The sequence below is a fragment of the Methylobacterium sp. PvP105 genome (assembly GCF_017876975.1).
Classification (GTDB): Bacteria; Pseudomonadota; Alphaproteobacteria; order Rhizobiales; family Beijerinckiaceae; genus Methylobacterium; species Methylobacterium radiotolerans.
The window spans coordinates 3,551,911-3,570,000 of sequence record NZ_JAGIPA010000001.1 but is presented as its reverse complement, the minus strand read 5'-3'; the positions used below and the strand labels follow the sequence as shown (position 1 = coordinate 3,570,000).

The following is an 18,090-nucleotide window of genomic DNA, read 5'->3' as shown; positions in this document are numbered from 1 at the left end:
GACGCCCTCGGCACGGTCGATTACCGGCTGATCGGCGTGCCGGCCTCGGTCACCTACGATTCCACCGACAGCCTCCTCGACCCGACGCGGGGCGTCCGGGCCATCGCGTCGCTGGCGGTCTATCCCGGCGCGATCTCCTCGCCCGGCATCGTCGTGGCCAAGGCGCAGGGATCGACATACTACGCCCTCGACGACGAGGCCCGCATGATCCTGGCCGGCCGCATCGGCTTCGGTTCGGTCTCGGGCGCGCCGCTGGGGGAGATCCCCGACAATTTCAGGTTCTTCGCGGGCGGCGGCGGCTCGGTGCGGGGCTACCCGTATCGCACCCTCGGACCGATCGGCCCCTTCAACCTGCCGATCGGCGGCCGCAGCCTGCTGGAGGCCTCGCTCGAGGCGCGCATCAAGGTCACCGACACGATCGGCGTGGTGCCGTTCTTCGACGCGGGCACCGCCTTCGCCTCGGCGACGCCGGATTTCGACGAGAAGATCCGCAAATCCGTGGGCATCGGCCTGCGCTACTACACCGGCATCGGCCCGATCCGCGCGGACGTCGCCTTCCCGCTCGACCCCTACAAGGGCGGACACGTGCGTCCCGCCGTCCTGTATCTCAGCCTGGGGCAGGCTTTCTGAATGGCGTTCCGAACCGGACCGACGCAGCGCGCCGCGCATCCGACCGCCCGTCACGGCCGGTGGGACCTGGTGCTCGTCCTGGTCGGCCTCGCCCTGCTGCTGCCCTGCACCCTCGCGGCGACGCGCGCCGACGAGGGCGACAAGTCCGTGCTGGGCGGCCTCCTGTCCCGCGCCCTGTCGACGCCCTCCTCGCGGGTGGCGATCGGTGCCGTCGACGGCGCCCTGTCCTCCGACGCCACCATCCGGGACGTGGCGATCAGCGACCGCGACGGCGTCTGGCTGAAACTCGACCGGGCCCGCATCGTCTGGCGGCGGCTCGCCCTCCTGTCGGGCCGGCTGGAGGTCGACAGCCTCGAGATCGGGCATCTCGACGTCCTGCGCCGGCCGGTCCCCGGCCCGCCGCCGCCCGAGGCCAAGCCCGACGGGCGGCTCCTCCCGGACCTCCCGGTCAAGGTCGAGATCAAGGGATTCAAGCTGGCCGAGCTGACGCTGGGCGAGGCGGTGGCCGGGCAGCCGGCGCGGCTCTCGGCCGAGGGCCGGGCGAAGCTCGGCGCCGCCAGCGAGGGGCTCGACCTCCAGGCCCGGGCGCAGCGCCTCGACGCGCCGGGCCGCTTCCTGCTGTCGCTGCTGTTCGTGCCGAACGGCGAGCGGCTGGAGTTGAAGGCGAACCTCGTCGAGCCGGCCGGCGGCCTGCTCTCGAAGGCCGCCAACCTGCCCGGCACCCCGCCGATCGACTTCGAGCTCGACGGAACGGGCACGCTGGACGCCTGGGGCGCCAAGCTGGACTTCACGGCGGGACCCGACATCGGCGCCAAGGGCGGGGCGAAGATCTCCCGGATCGGGGCCGAGCGGCGGCTCGCCCTCGACCTCGCGGCGCGAATCGAGGGGCTGATGCCCGGTCCGGCGGCGGCGATCTTCGCCGGCACCACCAAGCTCGACGGCGGCCTGTCCTTCGCGGACAGCGGCGCCTTCCGGATTGACCGGCTGGAACTGACCTCCCGCACGGCGCGCCTGGCGGCCGGCGGCAGCCTCACCCGCGACCGGGTCGCCGACCTGACCCTGCAGGCGCGTGCCCTGCCGACGGAGGGCGACGTCACCCGGGCCGGAGAGGCCGAGATTGGCAAGCTCGTCTTCGACGGCAGCCTCAAGGGGCCTCTGGCGGCGCCCACCGTCCGGGGCCACCTCGACGCGGCCGCCCTGCGCAGCCGCGATTCCAGCCTGGACCGGATCGAGGCGAGCCTCGGCATCGACCCGCAGGGCGAGCCGTCGGCGCAGCGCTTCGCCGTCACGGCGGACGGCCGGATCGACGGGCTGACGCTCTCCGACCCGGCCCTGCGCCGGGCCATCGGCAGCCGGGCGACCGTGACGCTCCGGGCCTCGGCCGGTGCCGACGGCGTGGTCGACGTCGCGGCGCTCAAGCTCGATTCCGACACGGCGCGGGCCGCCTATGCCGGCCGGGTCGGCCAGAACACCCTGACCGGCACCCTCGACGCGGCGCTGCCGGACCTGTCCGTCTTCTCGGGCCTCGCGGGCCAGGGCCTCGCGGGCAGCCTCGACGCCAAGGCGCGGCTCAGCGGCGATCCGGCGCGCAAGGCCGTCGCCGCCGACCTCGCCGTGACGACGAGCGGTCTCGTCACCGGCATCCGGGCGGCGGACCGCGCCCTCGGCCGCGCGCCGAGCCTTCAGGGACGCGTGTCCCAGACCTTCGACGGGTACGGCTTCGACCATCTGCGCCTGGAAGGCTCCGGCGTCACCGCCACCCTGCAGGGCGAGGCGACGACGACCCGTGCCGACGTCGCCGGACGGGTCGACCTCAAGAGCCTCGCGGATCTCGACGGGCGCCTCACCGGCAAGGCCGGCGTCGACGCGCGCCTGACCGGATCCCTGGAGCATCCGGACGTGACCGCGACCCTGACGGCGCCCGCCGCCACCGCGGCCGGCAAGCCGATCCGGGATCTGCGCGTCGAGGCCGTCCTGCGGGACGCGCTCCTCGCGCCGGACGGCACGGTCCGGCTCGGCGGCGACGTCGGCGGCAAGGCGCTGACCGGCGGCGCGCACCTCGCGCGCGTCGGCCCGGACTGGGTCCTCGACCGGCTCGGCCTCGATCTCGGTTCGGTCTCCGTCGCCGGCCAGGCGACGGTCGCGGCCGACACGTGGCTGTCGGCGGGCGCGCTCACCGTGCGGGCCGGCGACCTGACGGACATCGCGCCCCTGGTCCCGGAACCGGTCTCGGGCCGCCTCGACGCCGCGCTGACTCTCGCCCGCGACGGCGGGCGCCAGGACGTGACCGTCCGCGCCACCGGGGCCGGTCTCCGCTACGGCGATACGGCCCTCGCGCGGCTCGACGCCGACCTCTCGGGACGGGACCTGCGCGCCCACCCCGTCCTCGACGGGCGCGTCGAGGCCGACCGGCTCGTGGCCGCCGGCCAGCAGGTCGACACGATCCGGCTCCTCGCGAACGGCACGCCCGCCTTCAGCGACGTGAGCCTCACCGCCCGGGCGCGCGGCTTCACCCTCGACGGTGCCGCGCGGGTCGTCCCGGCCGCGGACACGCGGATCGAGATCCAGCGCCTGTCGGCGGCCCGCGGCAACGACCGCTTCGCCCTCACCGGGCCGGCGGCGATCACCCTCCGGGACGGCGGCGCGGTGATCGACGGCCTGTCGATCGCGGCGGGCTCCGGCCGCGTCACGGTCGCGGGCCGCGCCGGGCGGGATCTCGACCTCAGAGTGGCGATCCGGTCCCTGCCCCTGTCGCTCGCCCGGATCGCCGCGCCGGATCTGGCCCTCTCGGGGACCCTGGACGGCGAGGCGGACCTCCGCGGCCCCGCGACGCGACCGGAGGGGCGCTACGCGGTCAGCGTCGCCAAGCTGGTCGCTCCGCAGACGCGGCAGGCCGGGCTGCCGGCGATCGACGCGGCCGCGAAGGGCACGCTGTCCGACGGACAGGCGAGCCTGGACGGCCGGGTGACGGCGGGGCGCGGCGTCGCCCTGACGGTCTCCGGGTCGCTGCCCGTGGAGGCCGGGGGGCCGCTCGACCTGCGCGCGCGCGGGACGCTCGACGCCGCCCTCGCCAATTCCCTCCTGAGCGTCGGCGGCCAGAGCGTGACCGGCAAGGTCGCCATCGACGGCGGCGTCACCGGCACCCTGGCGGCGCCGCGGGCGCAGGGCGCGGCGGTGCTGAGCGGCGGGAGCTTCACCGATCCGCTGAACGGGCTCCGCTTCACCGGGATCGAGGGTCGGGTCACCGGCCGCGGCGACAGCGTCGTGGTCGAGCGCCTGACCGCGACCGCCCGCAACGGCGGCCAGGTCTCCGTCACCGGCCGCGTCTCCCTCGCGCCCGACTTCCCGGGCAATTTCCACGTCGTCGCCGACAAGGCCGAGCTCGTGTCGAGTCCGCTGATGACGGCCGTGTCGAGCCTCGACATCACGCTGGCGGGGCCGCTGGCGCGGACGCCGCGGATCGGCGGCCGGGTGAACGTCGTGTCGATCGACGTCGCGGTTCCGGACCGGCTGCCGGCCACGATCCGGCCGCTGCCGGGTGTCCGGCACGTCAACACGCCGCCGGCCCTGCGGGCGCGCCTGGCGCAGCGGGCGGAGCGGAAGGCCGCGACCCGGCATGGGCGGCGGGGCGGGAAGCCGGCCGTGCCGTTCGACGCCACCCTCGACGTGACGATCGACGCGCCGAGCCGCATCTTCGTGCGCGGGCGCGGCATCGACGCCGAACTCGGCGGGGCGCTGCGCGTCACCGGCACCTCCGCGTCGCCCATCGCCAACGGCGCCTTCTCGCTGCGCCGCGGACAGTTCGAGCTCGTCGGCCAGCGCCTGGATTTCAGCCGCGGCCGGCTGACCTTCGCCGGCAGCCTGACCACGCCGGAACTCGATTTCGTCGCGGAGACCAAGGCCACCGACGTGACCGCCCGCATCGCCGTCTCGGGCTTCGCGGACGCCCCGCAATTCTCCCTGACTTCGGACCCGGTCCTGCCGCAGGACGAGATCCTGTCGCGGATCCTGTTCAAGAAGGCGTCGGCCGGCCTGTCGCCGTTCCAGGCGCTGCAGCTCGCCCAGGCGGTCGCCCAGCTCTCCGGGGGCGCCGCCGGTCCGGACATGTTCGAGCAGGCGCGCAAGAGCCTCGGCCTCGACAGCCTCGACGTCTCCACCGGCGCGAGCGGCGGGCCGGCGATCGGCGCCTCGCGCTACATCTCGGATCGGGTCAGCGTCGGCGTGAAGGCCGGGGCGAAGCCCGCCGACACCGCCGTCGGCGTCGACGTCGACGTCACCCGCCGGATCAAGCTGAAGGGCGAGGCCGGGAGCGACGGCCGCACCAGCCTCGGCGTCGGCGCCGAGTACGAGTGGTAGCCGGCGAGGGCACACGGCCGCCCGCTCGCCCGCGCCCCGGGCACTGCGGGATCGACATGCCCGGTCAATGGTTTAGGTTCAGCGCAGGCGGCCGCCAGGGCCGCCGTTCGGGCGGGAAACACCACGGGCGATGGACGAGCTTTTCGAGACCGATGACGATCCGCCGGTTCCGGAGGGCGGCCTTCTCCGCAAGCTCCCGATCATCAACCGGCGCGGCCTCCACGCCCGCGCCTCCGCGAAGTTCGTGCAGACCGTCGAGCGCTACGACGCCGCCGTGACGGTCACCCGGGCCGGCGAGACGGTCGGCGGGCGCTCGATCATGGGCCTGCTGACGCTCGGGGCCGCCATGGGCACGCACGTCGCCGTCACCGCCGTCGGCCCGGACGCGGAGAGCTGCCTCGACGCCATCGAGGCCCTGCTGGCCAACCGCTTCGGCGAGGACGAGTAGCGTCTAGGCCGTCGCCTTGCTCGGCCACGCGCACAGGTCCGAGACGGGGCATCGGGGGCAGGCGGGATTCCGCGCCGTGCAGATGTCGCGCCCGTGCCGGAACAGCCAGACATGGGCGTTGTCCTTGAACGCGTCGGGCACGATCCGGGCGAGACCGTCGGCCACCGCGTCGACCGTCGGGCCCGGGGCGAGCGGGATCCGGTTCGAGATCCGGAAGATGTGGGTATCGACCGCGATCACCGGTTCGTGGAAGGCGAAGTTCGCCGTGACCTCGGCGCTCTTGCGGCCGATCCCCGGCAGGCGACGCATCTCCGCGGCGCTGCACGGGACGGCGCCGCCGTGTTCCGCGAGCAGGACCGCCGACAGCTTGACGATGTTGCGCGCCTTGGATGGCCCGAGACCGACCGGCCGGACGATCTCCGTGATCCGGGCCTCCCCCAGCGCCGCCATGCCGGCGGGATCGCGGGCCTCGGAGAACAGCGCCTCCGCGATCCGCGAGACGGTCGGGCCGGTGGACTGGGCCGAGAGCAGCACGGTCACGAGCAGGCGGAACGGGTCGGTGCGGTCGAATCCGGCCTTCGGATCCGGGTCCCTCTCGGCGAGGCGCGCGAGGATCGTGGCCACCCGGTCGGCCTCGCCTGCCTCGCGCGGCCGCCGTGCCGTCCGTGCGGCCGCCTTCCGGCGCGGAGCGGGTCGAACGCCGTGGGGCAGGTCGCGGGTCATGGAGGCCAGCTAGGGCCGCCCGCCCCCGTCGACAGGCGTACCGGACGCGGCGGATTGACCGCTCGTCGACCGCTCGTTGACCGCCCGTCGACCGCTCAGGCCCGAACGCGGCGCCAGGGCACAGCGTTGGCGCCGGCGCAGAGGTGGAGCGTTCCGGCGACGACCGCGCCGGCCCGGCGGCGGAACTCGACCCGCAGCGCGCCGCGGCGGGCGAACAGCCGGGTGACCACCCGGACCAGCGACGCCTCGGCCGGGTCGGCGATGATCGGCCGCGCGGCGGTGCGGGCGTCGAGGGCGAGGAAGGTCTCGACCGCGTCGCGGACCGCTCCCGGCTCGGTGACGGCGAGCATCTCGGTCTCCGCCGGCTCCCAGCCGTCGGGACGCACGCCGATCAGGTTCCCGGCCGGGATCGGCCGCGCGCGCGCCGGGCGGCCGGCCGCCAGGACGGGGCGCCGCGGCTGCGGATCCCGGGCGGGCGCGGGATCGCCGACCAGTCGGACCGGGCGGCGCAGCGCCCCGAGCCGCTCCCGCAGCGCCCGGTCGACGGCCTCCGCGGCGGCGCGCTCCACGAGGGCGGCCGCGTCGGGCTCCGCGGGCTGCCAGGGCCGGGCGCGGCTGCCCCAGACCGGATGCGGCATCGCCAGCGGGACGACGCCGCGCAGAGTCTCGTGGCCGTCGCGCGCGTCCCGGCTCCAGGCGAGGGCGACCGCGACGGGACGACCGGACGGGCGGTGCTGGGCGAGCGGGAGGAGGTGGTCCGGGTCGCGCAGCGGGTCGGTGACCGCGTTCCGCACCAGCAGGGCCCGCCACGCGGCGACGGAGGCCCCGTCGACCGCGCCGGGTCGCCGCAGATCGACCCGCCAGGTCCCGGCCTCGGGGCCGGCATCGGGCTCCGGCGCGGCCGCGAGGTCCGGCCGCTCGGACAGCCCGCCCTGTATCACGGTGAAGCGTCGCACCATCCGCCTGTCCTGCCTCTCGACGATCCGTCCCGATCCGGGACGACCCGGCGCCTCCGGGGCGCCCTTCGCGTCGAGGGCTTCAAGGACGGTGCCGACCGCCGGCGTCAGGGGCCGGGGATCGCCAGGGGGTTGTCGGTGAGGGCGGCGGCATCCGGCGCGTCGACCCGGGGGCGGCCGAGGAAGGCGTCCCAGAGCTGGCGCACGAAGGCGGGATCGAGATCGCGCAGGATCAGGACGAGCCGCGACGTGTGGTCGGGATCCGGCCATTCCGGCAGGGTGACCGGGGCGTGGAACACGTGCTGGACCCCGTGGACGACGAGGGGACGCCCGGGATCGTCGGCGAGGGCGACCAGGCCCTTGAGCCGGAGCAGCTTCGGCCCGTGGCCGGAGCGCAGGAGATCCATGAACATCTCGAAGGCGGGGCGCGGGATGGGCGCCGCGCTGGTCAGGCAGATCGCCCGGATCGACGCGTCGTGGCGGTTCACGTCGGCGTGGTGATGGTCCGCCTGCGCCAGCGCCGCGTCGCCGAGCCACGCGCGCACGTCGGCGGTCTTGCCGTCGAGGCCGAACAGGCCGCCGAGGAGCGTCTCCGCGGGGGCATCCGGGGCGACGATCGGGGCGGCCGGATTGAGCGCCGTCAGGCGCGCGCGGATCCCCGACAGGTCACCCGCGAGGTCGGCCTTGGTCAGCACGATCCGGTCGGCGACCGCGGCCTGCCGCAGGGCCTCCGGATGGGCGTCGAGGGTCGCGGCGCCGTTAGCCGCGTCCACCACCGTCACCACGGCCTGGAGGCGGTACCGCAGCACGAGGTAGGGGTGGTAGATCAGCGCGTGCAGGATCGGCGCCGGATCGGCGAGGCCCGTCGTCTCGATGACGACCCGCCGGAACGGCCGGATCCGGCCGTTGTCGCGCTTGCGCAGCAGATCCTCGAGGGTCGCGATCAGGTCGCCGCGCACCGTGCAGCACAGGCAGCCGGCGCCGAGCAGGATCATGTCCTCGTCGACGGTCTCGATCAGCAGGTGGTCCAGGCCGATCTCGCCGAACTCGTTGACGATCACCACCGTGTCGGCGAGGGCGGGATCGCGCAGCAGCCGGTTCAGCAGGGTGGTCTTCCCGGCTCCGAGGAAGCCGGTGAGCACGGTCAGCGGGATCGGCTCCGGGCGGCGCGGGTCCGTAGTGGGGGCGGAAGACTCTGACATAGGCGGCGAAGTGGGGTGTGCCGGCGTCCGCGGCAACGCGGCGGGCGGCCGGACACCCGCGCGGGCCTACTCGTCGGCCGCCGCCTTCTTGGCGGCCGGCTTCCTGGCCGGAGCCTTCGCGGCCGCCTTGTCGGACTTCGTCTCGGGCTTCGTCTCGGCCTTGGCGGGCGCCGGCTTGTGGGCGGCCGCCTTCGGCGGCGGCTTGGTCAGGCCCTTCCCGGGCTTCGCCTCCGGCATCCCGGGCGTGACGTCCGACGTGTAGGCGCTGGCGTTCCGGGGCACGCCGTGGGCCGGCTTCGCGGCGACCTTCGGGGCGGTCTTGGCGGCGGCCTTCGCGGCCTCGGCCCGCTCCAGGCGCGCCGCGCGCGCCTGCTTGGCCGCCTCCAGGGCCGCCGCGCGCTTGGCCTTGGCGGCCTCGAGCTTGGCGGCGCGGGTGTTGGCGGCGGCGGCCTTCTGCTCGGCCTCCTGCGCCTCGAGGATCTGCTGGCCCTCGGCCGGGTTGCGGCCGACCCACACGGCGATCGGCTGGAGCGGCGCCCGCGGCGGCAGGGACCGCGCCCGCAGGGCCGGGTTGGAGAACGCGGCGAGCGCCAGGGCCGGCGAGTTCGCCGCCGAGCCGCCGATCAGCTGCGCGGCCGAGCCGGGGGTGCTCAGCGCGCCGGGACCGTCCTCGATGGCCGGGGGCTTCTTGCCGCCGCACACGAAGGGACGCATGTCCGGGGGCGCCGGGATCGCGGAGGCCGGGAGCGCGTCGAGGGTGGGGCTCGACCAGCCGGCGCTCTGGCCGAAGGCGTAGTCGAACAGGTCGGCGGTCTTCACGTCGCGCTCGCGCGGGCTCGGCTGCCCCATCACGATGGTGACGATCCGCCGGCCGTTGCGCGTGGCGGTCGCCACGACGTTGAAGCCGCCCGAGCAGATGAAGCCCGTCTTCATCCCGTCCGTGCCGGGATAGCGCCCGAGCAGGCCGTTGTGATTCGCCATGACGGCGCGGCCGAACTGGATCGCCGAGATCGAGAACAGGTCGTGGGAATCCGGGAAGTCGCGGATCAGCGCCCGGGCGAGGACCGCCATGTCGCGGGCCGAGGTCCACTGGCGCGGGTCGGGCAGGCCGTTGGGATTGTACCAGCGGCTGTCGTGCATGCCGATCCGCTGCGCGGTCTCGTTCATCAGGGCGGCGAAGTTCTCGACGGATCCCCCGAGCGACTCGCCGATCGCGTAGGCGACGTCGTTCGCCGACTTGACCATGATGATCTTCAGGGCGTTGTCGAGGGTGAGCTGCGTCCCCGGCTTGAAGCCCATCTTCGAGGGCGGCTCGGCCGCGGCGGCGGCCGAGATGGTGATCATCGAGTCGAGCGAGACCTTGCCCTGCCGGACGAGGTCCAGGGCGACGTAGGTCGTCATCAGCTTCGTGATCGAGGCCGGGTACCAGGGATCGGTCGGCGCCTGCGCGTAGATGACCTTGCCGGAATTCACGTCGGCCACGAGGATCGGCACGGTCACGGCGTTCGCTGCGCCGATCCCGACCAGGCCCGCCCCGAGCAGACCCGTCAGCGCCGCAAGCCCGACGGTGAGGCGTCGGTAGAGAGAAGAGGACATTCGAGCCCGACTCGTCAGAGGATCGCCTGGATCGACGCCGGGGGGCGTCGGATTTCCGGCCGGCCAGCCGGAGAGCGGCGCAACCCGGTCGGCCTGAGGCGGTCGCCGGACTGCATCTCGGCATGAACGAGCCCACCGTGGCAAGAGCAAGGCGAGATCACATCGCGGGTCTGCACGGCGCGGTTGTCGGTGGCCCGCGGGCGCGGCACGGCTTATGTGCAGGCCGAGCGCGCGGGCCGGATCGCGCGCGGCGGTGACTGGGACGGTTGTGGCTTACGCGGTCAAGGAGATCTTCCACACGCTCCAGGGGGAGGGCGCGCAGGCGGGCCGTGCCGCCGTGTTCTGCCGCTTCACCGGATGCAACCTCTGGTCCGGGCGCGAGGCCGATCGCGCCGCCGCGGCCTGCCGGTTCTGCGACACCGACTTCGTCGGGATGGACGGGGAGGGCGGCGGGCGGTTCGCGGACGCGGCCTCCCTCGCCGACGCGATCGCCGCCACCTGGGCGGGCGGCGCCGAGAATCGCTACGTCGTCTTCACCGGCGGCGAGCCGCTGCTGCAGCTCGACACGCCGCTGATCGAGGCCGTCCACGCGGCCGGGTTCGAGATCGCGATCGAGACCAACGGCACGCTGCCGGCCCCGCCGGGGATCGACTGGATCTGCGTCAGCCCCAAGGGGAGCAACGCCCTCGCGCAGGTTTCCGGCCACGAGTTGAAGCTCGTCTACCCGCAGGCGGACGCCGATCCGGCGGCCTTCGTGGGTCTCGCCTTCCAGCACCGCTTCCTCCAGCCCATGGACGGCCCGGACCGGGCCGCCAGCACCGAGGCGGCGATCGCCTATTGCCGCCGGGACGCCCGCTGGCGGCTCTCGCTGCAGACCCACAAGATGATCGGCATTCCCTGAGCGGCCCGGATTCGGTCCCGGGATCGGGTTCGGACGACGTGATCGCCGAGCCGGTGCCGCACGAGGCGCCGGTCCCCTCTCCCGTGCGGGAGAGGGACAGGGTGAGGGATCAGGGCCATCCGGACGAGTCGCGGCCTGTCGGCAACCCGAGAGCGCGCCTGATCCTGAAGCTTCTCGTCCCTCACCCCGACCCTCTCCCGCACGGGAGAGGGGATTACGGCGCGGTTGTCTCGACCAGGATCGCCGTCTCTCCGAACCGTCAGGACGCGATCGGGGACGGCACTACCTGACGACAGCCCTCAGCTGGGCGCGCGCCGCGCGGATCGCCGAGCGCGCGAACCGTCCGTCCGCCCGCGGCGGATCGGGATCCTGGCCGTCCAGCACTGCGCGGCGCAGGGCCACCAACGCGGGATCACCCCATCGGTCGAGGACGCGTCCGAACGCGGCGTGGCGCCCGGCATCGAACGGGACCGGTCGCCCTGTCCCGTCCCGCGCGGGATGGGCCGGATGCAGCGTCCCGCAGGGTATCCAACCCGGCGGGATCGGCGCGGTGGCCGCATGCGTGCGTGCGAGCCGCAGGAGTTGCGGCAGCGCGTGGCACCGCGGCCCGGGCCCCGCGGCGGCCCGATCGGCCTCCGGCGCGAACACTTCGACGCGACCGATGCGGGTGATGACGATCTGGTCCAGGCCCGAGATGACAGCGGACGGCATCGCCGCGGCGCCGGCGGCGAGGAGCGGTCGGCCCGCCAGCGCCCGCAAGCGGGCGATCCGCGCGGGGTCGGCGGTCCGGATGCAGGCATCCGCGGCGCGCAGACCAAGTCCGAGATCGAACAGGCGCGCGGCGCGGTCCTCCGGCCGGATTGCCGCCCCGTCGGGACCCAGCTCGGTCAGGACGGCGCGCCGGCCCATCGCGCAGGCGGCCTCGGGAAGGCAGAGCGCGACCGCCTGGCTCCAGCCATCGGCGAAGCCGGTCTCGTAGGCGAACGGCCTGAGATCCGGATACGCCCGGATCGCGAGCGCGCCGCGGGCCGTGACGAGGCCGACCGCTTCGTCCCCGAGGGGCCACGCCGGCTCGTCGGGCTCCCGCGCGAAGACGGCGCCGGCGCCGTAGCCGCCGAGGCTCCACGCGCAGGCCGGATCGGCCAGCTGGGCGCGCAGCAGGCCGTCCACAGCGGGTCCGGCTCCGCCCGTCATCGGTCCCTCTCGTGAACGCCACCGCAGCCGGCACGCCTTGACACGGACGGCGAATGACCGGAAGTCGCGGGGCATCACCGAGGTTGTGGTCGGCGAGGCGGGCGCGCGACCCGGAACGACCGACGCGGAGACGTCCGCTGGACCTCCCGACGGGATCCGCAAGAGGGGCGCTGGCATGGACGTCATCGAGACCGAGATCCCGGACGTGAAGCGCATCGTCCTGAAGCGCTTCGGCGACGCGCGGGGCTGGTTCTCGGAGACCTTCCGGGCCGACACCCTGGCGCGGGCCGGGATCACCACGCCGTTCATCCAGGACAACCAGTCCTTCTCGGCCCCGCAGGGGACGGTCCGCGGCCTGCACTTCCAGATCGCCCCCCGCGCGCAGGCCAAGCTGATCCGCGTGCTGCAGGGCGCGATCCTCGACGTGGCGGTCGATATCCGCAGCGACTCGCCGACCTACGGGAAGTACGTCGCCGTCACCCTCGACGCCGAGAAGGGCGAGCAACTCTACATCCCGCACGGCTTCGCGCACGGCTTCTGCACCCTGACCCCCGACGTGATGGTCGCCTACAAGGTCGACGACTACTACAGCCCCGAGCACGACCGCGCGCTGTTCTGGAACGATCCGGCGATCGGGATCCCGTGGCCGGTCTCGGGAGAGGCGGCGATCCTGTCCGACAAGGATCGCCGGGCGCCCAAGCTCGCCGATCTCGGCCGCGTCTTCTGAAGAGCGCGGCCCGGCCGCAATTTTGTCACGTCGGCCGGTCTTAGGCTGCCCCGGCTTTCTCAGTTCTCGATCGATCCGAAGAGGTAACCCGCCATGCGCATCCTGGTGACCGGAGGCTGCGGCTTCATCGGCTCGGCGCTGGTGCTGCACCTCGTCAACGATCTCGGCCACGACGTCTGCACCCTCGACGCGATGACCTACGCGGCCAACCCGGTCTCGCTGGCGCCGCTCGCCGACAACCCGCGCCATCGCCTGGTCGAGGCCGACATCTGCGACCGCGCCGCCGTGCAGAAGGCTTACGCGGACTTCAAGCCCGAGGCGGTGATGCACCTGGCCGCCGAGAGCCACGTCGACCGCTCGATCACCGACCCGGGCGCCTTCGTGCGCACCAACGTGATCGGCACGCAGACCATGCTGGACGGCGCCCGCGGCCATTACGAGACCCTGCCGGAGGCCGAGAAGAGGACCTTCCGCTTCCTCCACGTCTCCACCGACGAGGTCTACGGCTCGCTGCCGCCCGACGCGTTCTTCACGGAGGAGAGCCGCTACGATCCGCGCTCGCCCTACTCGGCCTCGAAGGCGGCCTCCGACCACCTCGCCCGCGCCTGGCACGAGACCTACGGGCTGCCGGTCCTGGTGACCAACTGCTCGAACAATTACGGGCCGCGCCACTTCCCCGAGAAGCTGATCCCGCTGATGATCCTCAACGCCCTCGAGGGCAAGAAGCTGCCCGTCTACGGCGACGGCCTGAACGAGCGCGACTGGATCCACGTGGAGGACCACGCCAAGGGCCTCGTCGCCGTGCTGGAGCGCGGGCGGATCGGCGAGACCTACCTGCTCGGCGGCCGCGCGGTGCGCAACAACCTCGCGGTGGTCAAGGCGCTGTGCGCGGCCTTCGACCGGCTGCGCCCGCAGGGCGCCCCGCACGAGCAGCTGATCAGCTTCGTGGCCGACCGCCCGGGCCACGACCGGCGCTACGCGATCGACTGCACCAAGGCCGAGACCGAGCTCGGCTGGCGCCCGCAGAAGACCTTCGAGCAGGCGCTTGAGGAGACCGTTGCGTGGTACCTCGGGAACGAGGGCTGGTGGCGCCCGATCCGCGAGGGCCGCTACAAGGGCGAGCGCCTGGGGCTCAACGGCTGATGGACGTCCTCGTCCTCGGCGGCGCCGGGCAGGTCGGCACCGAGCTGCAGGCCCTGGCTTGGCCGGACGGCGTCACCGTCCACGCGCCCGGCCGCGCGGAGCTCGACATCACCGACGCGGACGCCGTCGCGGCGGCGCTCGCGGCCCGCGCCTACCGGGCGGTGATCAACACCGCCGCCTACACGGCGGTCGACAAGGCCGAGTCCGACGTGGTGGCGGCGTGGCGCCTCAACGCCCTCGCCCCGGCGATCCTGGCGGCCGCCACGGCGGCCCGATCCATCCCGCTGGTGCACGTCTCGACCGACTACGTCTTCGCCGGGACCAAGCCCGACGGGGCCTACGCGCCCGACGCTCCGATCGACCCGCAGAGCGTCTACGGCGCCAGCAAGGCCGCCGGCGAGCTGGCGGTGCGCACCGGCAACCCGCGCCACGCCGTCGTCCGGACCGCCTGGGTGGTGAGCCCGCACCGGGGCAACTTCGTCAAGACGATGCTGCGGCTCGCGGCCGAGCGCGACGCCCTGACCGTGGTGAACGACCAGCACGGCTGCCCGACCTCGGCCGCCGACCTCGCCGCCGCCCTCGCGACGATCGCGCAGGCCATGGCGGCGGATCCGGAGACGCCCGCCGGCACGTTCCACTGCGTGAACCGGGGCGACACCACGTGGTGCGGCTTCGCCGAGGCGATCGTGGCGGGCTCGGCCCGGCGCGGCGGCCGCGCCGTGCCGGTCAAGGGCATCCCGACCTCCGCCTACCCGACACCGGCCCGGCGGCCGGCCAATTCGCGCCTGTCCACCGACAGCCTCACGGCCGCCTACGGCATCGCGCCGCGGCCCTGGCAGGCGGCGCTCGACGACATCCTGGACCGGCTCGTCGGGCCGGTCTCAGAGGGAGTTTCCAAGCCATGAAGGGCATCGTCCTGGCCGGCGGATCCGGCACGCGCCTGCACCCGGCCACGCTGTCGATCAACAAGCAGCTCCTGCCGGTCTACGACAAGCCGATGATCTACTACCCGGTCTCGGTGCTGATGCTCGCCGGCATCCGCGAGATCCTGATCATCTCGTCGCCGGAGCACCTCGACAACTACAAGCGCCTGTTCGGCACCGGCGAGCAGTTCGGCCTCAAGTTCTCCTACGCCCTGCAGCCGCGGCCGGAGGGCCTCGCCCAGGCCTTCGTGATCGGGCGCGACTTCGTCGGCGACGACGACGTGGCGCTGATCCTCGGCGACAACCTGTTCTTCGGCGCCGGCATGGGCGAGCTCCTGGAGCGCGCGTCGAGCCGCAAGCAGGGCGCGACGGTCTTCGCCTACCACGTCGACAACCCGCAGGCCTACGGCGTCGTCAACCTCGACAAGTCGGGGCGGCCGACGAAGATCGTCGAGAAGCCGCAGAACCCGGAATCGACCTGGGCGGTGACCGGCCTGTACTTCTACGACAACCAGGTGCTCGACATCGCCGCCGACGTGAAGCCCTCGGCCCGCGGCGAGCTGGAGATCACCAGCGTCAACGAGGCCTACCTGCAGCGCGGCCAGCTGCACGTGGAGCGCATGTCGCGCGGCTACGCGTGGCTCGACACCGGGACCCACGACAGCCTGCTCGAGGCGAGCGAGTTCGTCCGCACCCTGCAGAACCGGCAGGGCCTTCAGGTGGCCTGCCTGGAGGAGATCGCCTACCTGCAGAAGTTCATCACCCGCGACCAGCTCGTGGCCCGCGGCGAGATGTTCGCCAAGACCGCCTACGGGCAGAACCTGCTGCGCCTCTCCCGCGAGAGCGAGGACGATCTGCGCCTGCGCCGGGGCAAGTAGTCCCGCCGGCGGCGCTCGGTCGCCGCCCCTCTAGCGGGGGGCGCAGCCGATGCAGATGCCGCGCATGAGCCTGTCGTTCTTCGCCTCGCGCGGCGTGCGCACGCGCCGGTCGTCCGGCGTCGCCGCGCCGGCCCCGCGGCTCGGCATCACGCGGCCGACCGACGAGGTGTTCGGCGCCGTCGCGGTCGAGGCGGGGCCGCCGCCGGTGCCGGTCTGGGCCTGCGCCGCCGCGGCGGTGGCCGCCAGGAGCGGAAGGACGAGCGCGAGGCCGAGGGTCGTGAGCGGGCGGATCATCGGTCGGGAACTCCGTGCCGGGCCATAACGCGGGTGTGACCCTCCGGTTCGATCGGGCCGCGCGATCCCCACCTTTGTTCGCCTTTGCAGAACCGATGCGGCGCCGTATCAGGGGCCGCGTTCCCGCCGCCGCCATCCTGAAGCGTCGAAACCCGGAGCCGCCGCGACGATGCGGGACCCCAACGCGATCGACTTCTGGCGCGGCTTCGCCCTGATCACGATCTTCATCAACCACATCCCGGGCAACACCTTCGAGCGCTACACCTTCTCGCAGTACGGCATCTCGGACGCGGCCGAGCTGTTCGTGTTCCTGGCCGGCTGGTCGATCGGGATCGCCACCCGCGGGCGCGACGGCACCCCCGAGCCGCCGGGCCGGAGCGTGGTGCGGCTCCTCGCCCGCACCGTCGAGGTCTACCGGGCGCAGCTCACCGTGATGCTGCTGGCGCTCGCCATCATCGCCGGCGCGGCGCTGCTGCTCGACAACCCGCTGATCCTCGAGTGGCACAACGCCGGCGGTTTCTTCGCGGACCCGATCCAGTCGGTCTGCGGGATGGCGCTGCTGACCTACCAGCTCGGCTACTTCAACATCCTGCCGCTCTACGTGCTGCTGATCGGCATCGCGCCGGTCTTCGTTCTGGTCGGCCGCTTCAGCCTCCTCGCGGCCCTGGGGCTGTCGGTCAGCCTCTATCTCGCGAGCCTCGTCTTCGGGTGGAACGTGCCGTCCTGGCCGGGCGAGGGCGACTGGTTCTTCGACCCGCTGTGCTGGCAGCTCCTGCTGGTGCTGGGCTTCGTCCTGCAGGGCTGGAACCTGCGCTCCGACGCCCTGCGCCGCTGGTCGCGGCGCCTGTTCCCGGCGGGCGTCGTCATCGTCCTCCTCGGGATCGTGCTCGCGGTGACGGAGATCCGCCCGGATCCGATGCTCGTTCCGGAGCCGCGGCTGCTCTTCACGTTCGAGAAGACCTACCTGACCCCGGCGCGACTGCTTCATTTTCTGGGGGTATTGTTAGCGTTTGCACCGCTTTACGCAGGGCTGGCCCCCCGAATCGGCCGCGTCGTCGGCTATCTGACTCAGATGGGCCGGAATTCACTGGCTGTCTTCTCGATGGGCTCGATCCTGAGCCTGATCGGGCAGCTCGTGCGTTTCCAGACGGGCGGCGGCGCGCTGATCGATATGCTGGTCGCCGGCTCGGGCCTGGTCGGGCTGGGGTTTACGGCATGGTTCGTCGAATGGCGCAGCCGCAGCAGATCGGCGCGACCCCGCGCATGACGCGGACCCGGCTCGCCGCGGCGCTGGCCGCTGTGCTGCTGTCGGGCACCGCCGGCGGAGCGGCCGAGCAGGCGGCCGTCCCGGCGGCGGACGATCCGGCCCTGTCGCAGGAATGCCGGGTCCCCGGCGCGCAGCTCTACACCGTCGCCCAGCTCGGCGCCGTCAAGGCGGCGCTGGCGGAGAACCGTCCCCTCAGGATCCTGGCGATCGGCGGCAGCGCGGCCCCCGGGGCCTCGGCCTCCTACCCGGCCAAGCTCGAGGCCGCCCTGGAGCACGCCCTGCCGAGGGTCGACGTGGTGATCGACCACCGCGGCCTGCCGGGCGAGATCGCCTCCGGGGCCGCCGAGCGCCTGCGCACCATGGTGGCCGAGGCCGAGCCCGACCTCGTCGTGTGGCAGGTCGGCACCCACGACGCCATCGCCCGCGTCGACGTCGACGCCTTCGCGAGCGCGCTCACCGAGGCCGTGGGCTGGATGCGGTCCCACGGGATCGACGTGGTGCTGGTCGACCCGATCTACACGGCCAGCATGGCGGCCGACGTCGACTACAACCGGATCGTCGAGGCGGTGCGGAGCGTCGCGACCCAGCAGGGCGTTCCGCTGGTCCGCCGCTACGAGGCGCTGCAGTACCTGTCGCGCCGCAGCGACAAGGGCGAGGGCCACATGCTCGGCCGCCAGTTCCGGCTCAACGACCTCGGCCTGCGCTGCATGGCCGAGCACGTGGCCCTGACGATCGCCACCTCGCTGACGCGGACGGAGGCGCCCAAGGAGCCGAAGGCGGCCCCGGCCCAGCCGCCCTTAACCGAGCCGCAACGCGCCCCGGGCTAGACCGGACGGCCAGAGATCGGCTTCC

At 73.6% G+C, this 18,090-nt stretch carries 16 protein-coding genes (1 of these 16 only partly in view); 10 read left to right on the top strand and 6 right to left on the bottom strand.

Annotated elements, in window-relative coordinates; translation table 11 throughout:
- The 3 genes from J3A75_RS17440 to J3A75_RS17430 form a co-directional block, all read left to right on the top strand.
- Positions 1–630: the 3' portion of an autotransporter assembly complex protein TamA gene (locus J3A75_RS17440; protein WP_083374350.1), read on the top strand. It extends 1,329 nt beyond the left edge of the window; the window shows 630 of its 1,959 coding nt (coding positions 1,330–1,959); its start codon lies off the left edge, out of view; its stop codon occupies positions 628–630.
- Positions 631–4,986 carry a translocation/assembly module TamB domain-containing protein gene (locus J3A75_RS17435; protein WP_070999546.1) on the top strand — a complete coding sequence of 1,452 codons (4,356 nt, stop codon included), beginning with the start codon at positions 631–633 and terminating at the stop codon, positions 4,984–4,986.
- 130 nt (positions 4,987–5,116) lie between these two features.
- Positions 5,117–5,434: an HPr family phosphocarrier protein gene (locus J3A75_RS17430; RefSeq protein WP_012319355.1), complete on the top strand. Its 318-nt coding sequence runs from the start codon at positions 5,117–5,119 to the stop codon at positions 5,432–5,434.
- Between the two features lie 3 nt (positions 5,435–5,437).
- Here the strand turns inward: J3A75_RS17430 and nth are convergent, their stop codons facing one another.
- The 4 genes from nth to J3A75_RS17410 form a co-directional block, all read right to left on the bottom strand.
- On the bottom strand, positions 5,438–6,157 hold the full coding sequence (gene nth, locus J3A75_RS17425) for an endonuclease III domain-containing protein (protein WP_070999545.1): 720 nt from the start codon (positions 6,155–6,157) through the stop codon (positions 5,438–5,440).
- 95 nt (positions 6,158–6,252) lie between these two features.
- Complete coding sequence (locus tag J3A75_RS17420) at positions 6,253–7,116, bottom strand: hypothetical protein (RefSeq protein ID WP_024830002.1); 864 nt, start codon at positions 7,114–7,116, stop codon at positions 6,253–6,255.
- 104 nt (positions 7,117–7,220) lie between these two features.
- Entirely contained in the window at positions 7,221–8,315 is a 1,095-nt protein-coding gene (locus J3A75_RS17415; RefSeq protein WP_209650529.1) for a CobW family GTP-binding protein, read from the bottom strand.
- A gap of 66 nt (positions 8,316–8,381) precedes the next feature.
- Positions 8,382–9,911: a D-alanyl-D-alanine carboxypeptidase family protein gene (locus tag J3A75_RS17410; protein WP_209650528.1), complete on the bottom strand. Its 1,530-nt coding sequence runs from the start codon at positions 9,909–9,911 to the stop codon at positions 8,382–8,384.
- A gap of 268 nt (positions 9,912–10,179) precedes the next feature.
- Here J3A75_RS17410 and queE point away from each other — a divergent pair, with 268 nt between their 5' ends.
- On the top strand, positions 10,180–10,812 hold the full coding sequence (gene queE, locus J3A75_RS17405) for a 7-carboxy-7-deazaguanine synthase (protein WP_209650935.1): 633 nt from the start codon (positions 10,180–10,182) through the stop codon (positions 10,810–10,812).
- Positions 10,813–11,094: 282 nt separating this feature from the next.
- Here the strand turns inward: queE and J3A75_RS17400 are convergent, their stop codons facing one another.
- Positions 11,095–12,006 carry a DUF6925 family protein gene (locus tag J3A75_RS17400; protein ID WP_012319349.1) on the bottom strand — a complete coding sequence of 304 codons (912 nt, stop codon included), beginning with the start codon at positions 12,004–12,006 and terminating at the stop codon, positions 11,095–11,097.
- A gap of 175 nt (positions 12,007–12,181) precedes the next feature.
- Here J3A75_RS17400 and rfbC point away from each other — a divergent pair, with 175 nt between their 5' ends.
- The 4 genes from rfbC (at position 12,182) to rfbA (ending at position 15,677) form a co-directional block, all read left to right on the top strand.
- A complete protein-coding gene (gene rfbC, locus J3A75_RS17395) occupies positions 12,182–12,733 on the top strand; it encodes a dTDP-4-dehydrorhamnose 3,5-epimerase (protein ID WP_127991057.1) in 552 nt (183 codons plus the stop codon).
- Positions 12,734–12,826: 93 nt separating this feature from the next.
- Positions 12,827–13,876, top strand: coding sequence for a dTDP-glucose 4,6-dehydratase (gene rfbB, locus J3A75_RS17390; RefSeq protein WP_012319347.1), 1,050 nt, complete (start codon positions 12,827–12,829; stop codon positions 13,874–13,876).
- Positions 13,876–14,781, top strand: coding sequence for a dTDP-4-dehydrorhamnose reductase (gene rfbD, locus J3A75_RS17385; protein WP_209650527.1), 906 nt, complete (start codon positions 13,876–13,878; stop codon positions 14,779–14,781). Before rfbB ends, rfbD begins: the two co-directional genes overlap by 1 nt.
- Positions 14,778–15,677 carry a glucose-1-phosphate thymidylyltransferase RfbA gene (gene rfbA / locus J3A75_RS17380; protein ID WP_056534087.1) on the top strand — a complete coding sequence of 300 codons (900 nt, stop codon included), beginning with the start codon at positions 14,778–14,780 and terminating at the stop codon, positions 15,675–15,677. The genes rfbD and rfbA overlap by 4 nt, the downstream gene beginning before the upstream one ends.
- 30 nt (positions 15,678–15,707) lie before the next feature.
- Here rfbA and J3A75_RS17375 read toward each other — a convergent pair whose 3' ends face one another.
- Positions 15,708–15,971, bottom strand: a complete 264-nt coding sequence (locus J3A75_RS17375) for a hypothetical protein (protein ID WP_070999542.1) — start codon at positions 15,969–15,971, stop codon at positions 15,708–15,710.
- Positions 15,972–16,140: 169 nt separating this feature from the next.
- On the opposite strand from J3A75_RS17375, the gene J3A75_RS17370 reads away from it, so the two are divergent.
- Together J3A75_RS17370 and J3A75_RS17365 are read left to right on the top strand one after the other, a co-directional pair.
- A complete protein-coding gene (locus J3A75_RS17370; RefSeq protein WP_070999541.1) occupies positions 16,141–17,238 on the top strand; it encodes an OpgC family protein in 1,098 nt (365 codons plus the stop codon).
- Positions 17,199–18,065 carry an SGNH/GDSL hydrolase family protein gene (locus tag J3A75_RS17365; protein ID WP_024830010.1) on the top strand — a complete coding sequence of 289 codons (867 nt, stop codon included), beginning with the start codon at positions 17,199–17,201 and terminating at the stop codon, positions 18,063–18,065. The genes J3A75_RS17370 and J3A75_RS17365 overlap by 40 nt, the downstream gene beginning before the upstream one ends.
- Positions 18,066–18,090: the final 25 nt, after the last annotated feature.

What these genes read in the sequence shown, in the direction of transcription:
- rfbA (WP_056534087.1), top strand. Translation starts at nt 14,778, where the DNA reads ATGAAGGGCATCGTCCTGGCCGGCGGATCCGGCACGCGCCTGCACCCG.
- rfbB (WP_012319347.1), top strand. Translation starts at nt 12,827, where the DNA reads ATGCGCATCCTGGTGACCGGAGGCTGCGGCTTCATCGGCTCGGCGCTG.
- J3A75_RS17370 (WP_070999541.1), top strand. Translation starts at nt 16,141, where the DNA reads ATGCGGGACCCCAACGCGATCGACTTCTGGCGCGGCTTCGCCCTGATC.
- rfbD (WP_209650527.1), top strand. Translation starts at nt 13,876, where the DNA reads ATGGACGTCCTCGTCCTCGGCGGCGCCGGGCAGGTCGGCACCGAGCTG.
- J3A75_RS17415 (WP_209650529.1), bottom strand. Translation starts at nt 8,315, where the DNA reads ATGTCAGAGTCTTCCGCCCCCACTACGGACCCGCGCCGCCCGGAGCCG.
- nth (WP_070999545.1), bottom strand. Translation starts at nt 6,157, where the DNA reads ATGACCCGCGACCTGCCCCACGGCGTTCGACCCGCTCCGCGCCGGAAG.
- rfbC (WP_127991057.1), top strand. Translation starts at nt 12,182, where the DNA reads ATGGACGTCATCGAGACCGAGATCCCGGACGTGAAGCGCATCGTCCTG.
- J3A75_RS17420 (WP_024830002.1), bottom strand. Translation starts at nt 7,116, where the DNA reads ATGGTGCGACGCTTCACCGTGATACAGGGCGGGCTGTCCGAGCGGCCG.
- J3A75_RS17430 (WP_012319355.1), top strand. Translation starts at nt 5,117, where the DNA reads ATGGACGAGCTTTTCGAGACCGATGACGATCCGCCGGTTCCGGAGGGC.
- J3A75_RS17365 (WP_024830010.1), top strand. Translation starts at nt 17,199, where the DNA reads ATGGCGCAGCCGCAGCAGATCGGCGCGACCCCGCGCATGACGCGGACC.
- J3A75_RS17435 (WP_070999546.1), top strand. Translation starts at nt 631, where the DNA reads ATGGCGTTCCGAACCGGACCGACGCAGCGCGCCGCGCATCCGACCGCC.
- J3A75_RS17375 (WP_070999542.1), bottom strand. Translation starts at nt 15,971, where the DNA reads ATGATCCGCCCGCTCACGACCCTCGGCCTCGCGCTCGTCCTTCCGCTC.
- J3A75_RS17410 (WP_209650528.1), bottom strand. Translation starts at nt 9,911, where the DNA reads ATGTCCTCTTCTCTCTACCGACGCCTCACCGTCGGGCTTGCGGCGCTG.
- J3A75_RS17400 (WP_012319349.1), bottom strand. Translation starts at nt 12,006, where the DNA reads ATGACGGGCGGAGCCGGACCCGCTGTGGACGGCCTGCTGCGCGCCCAG.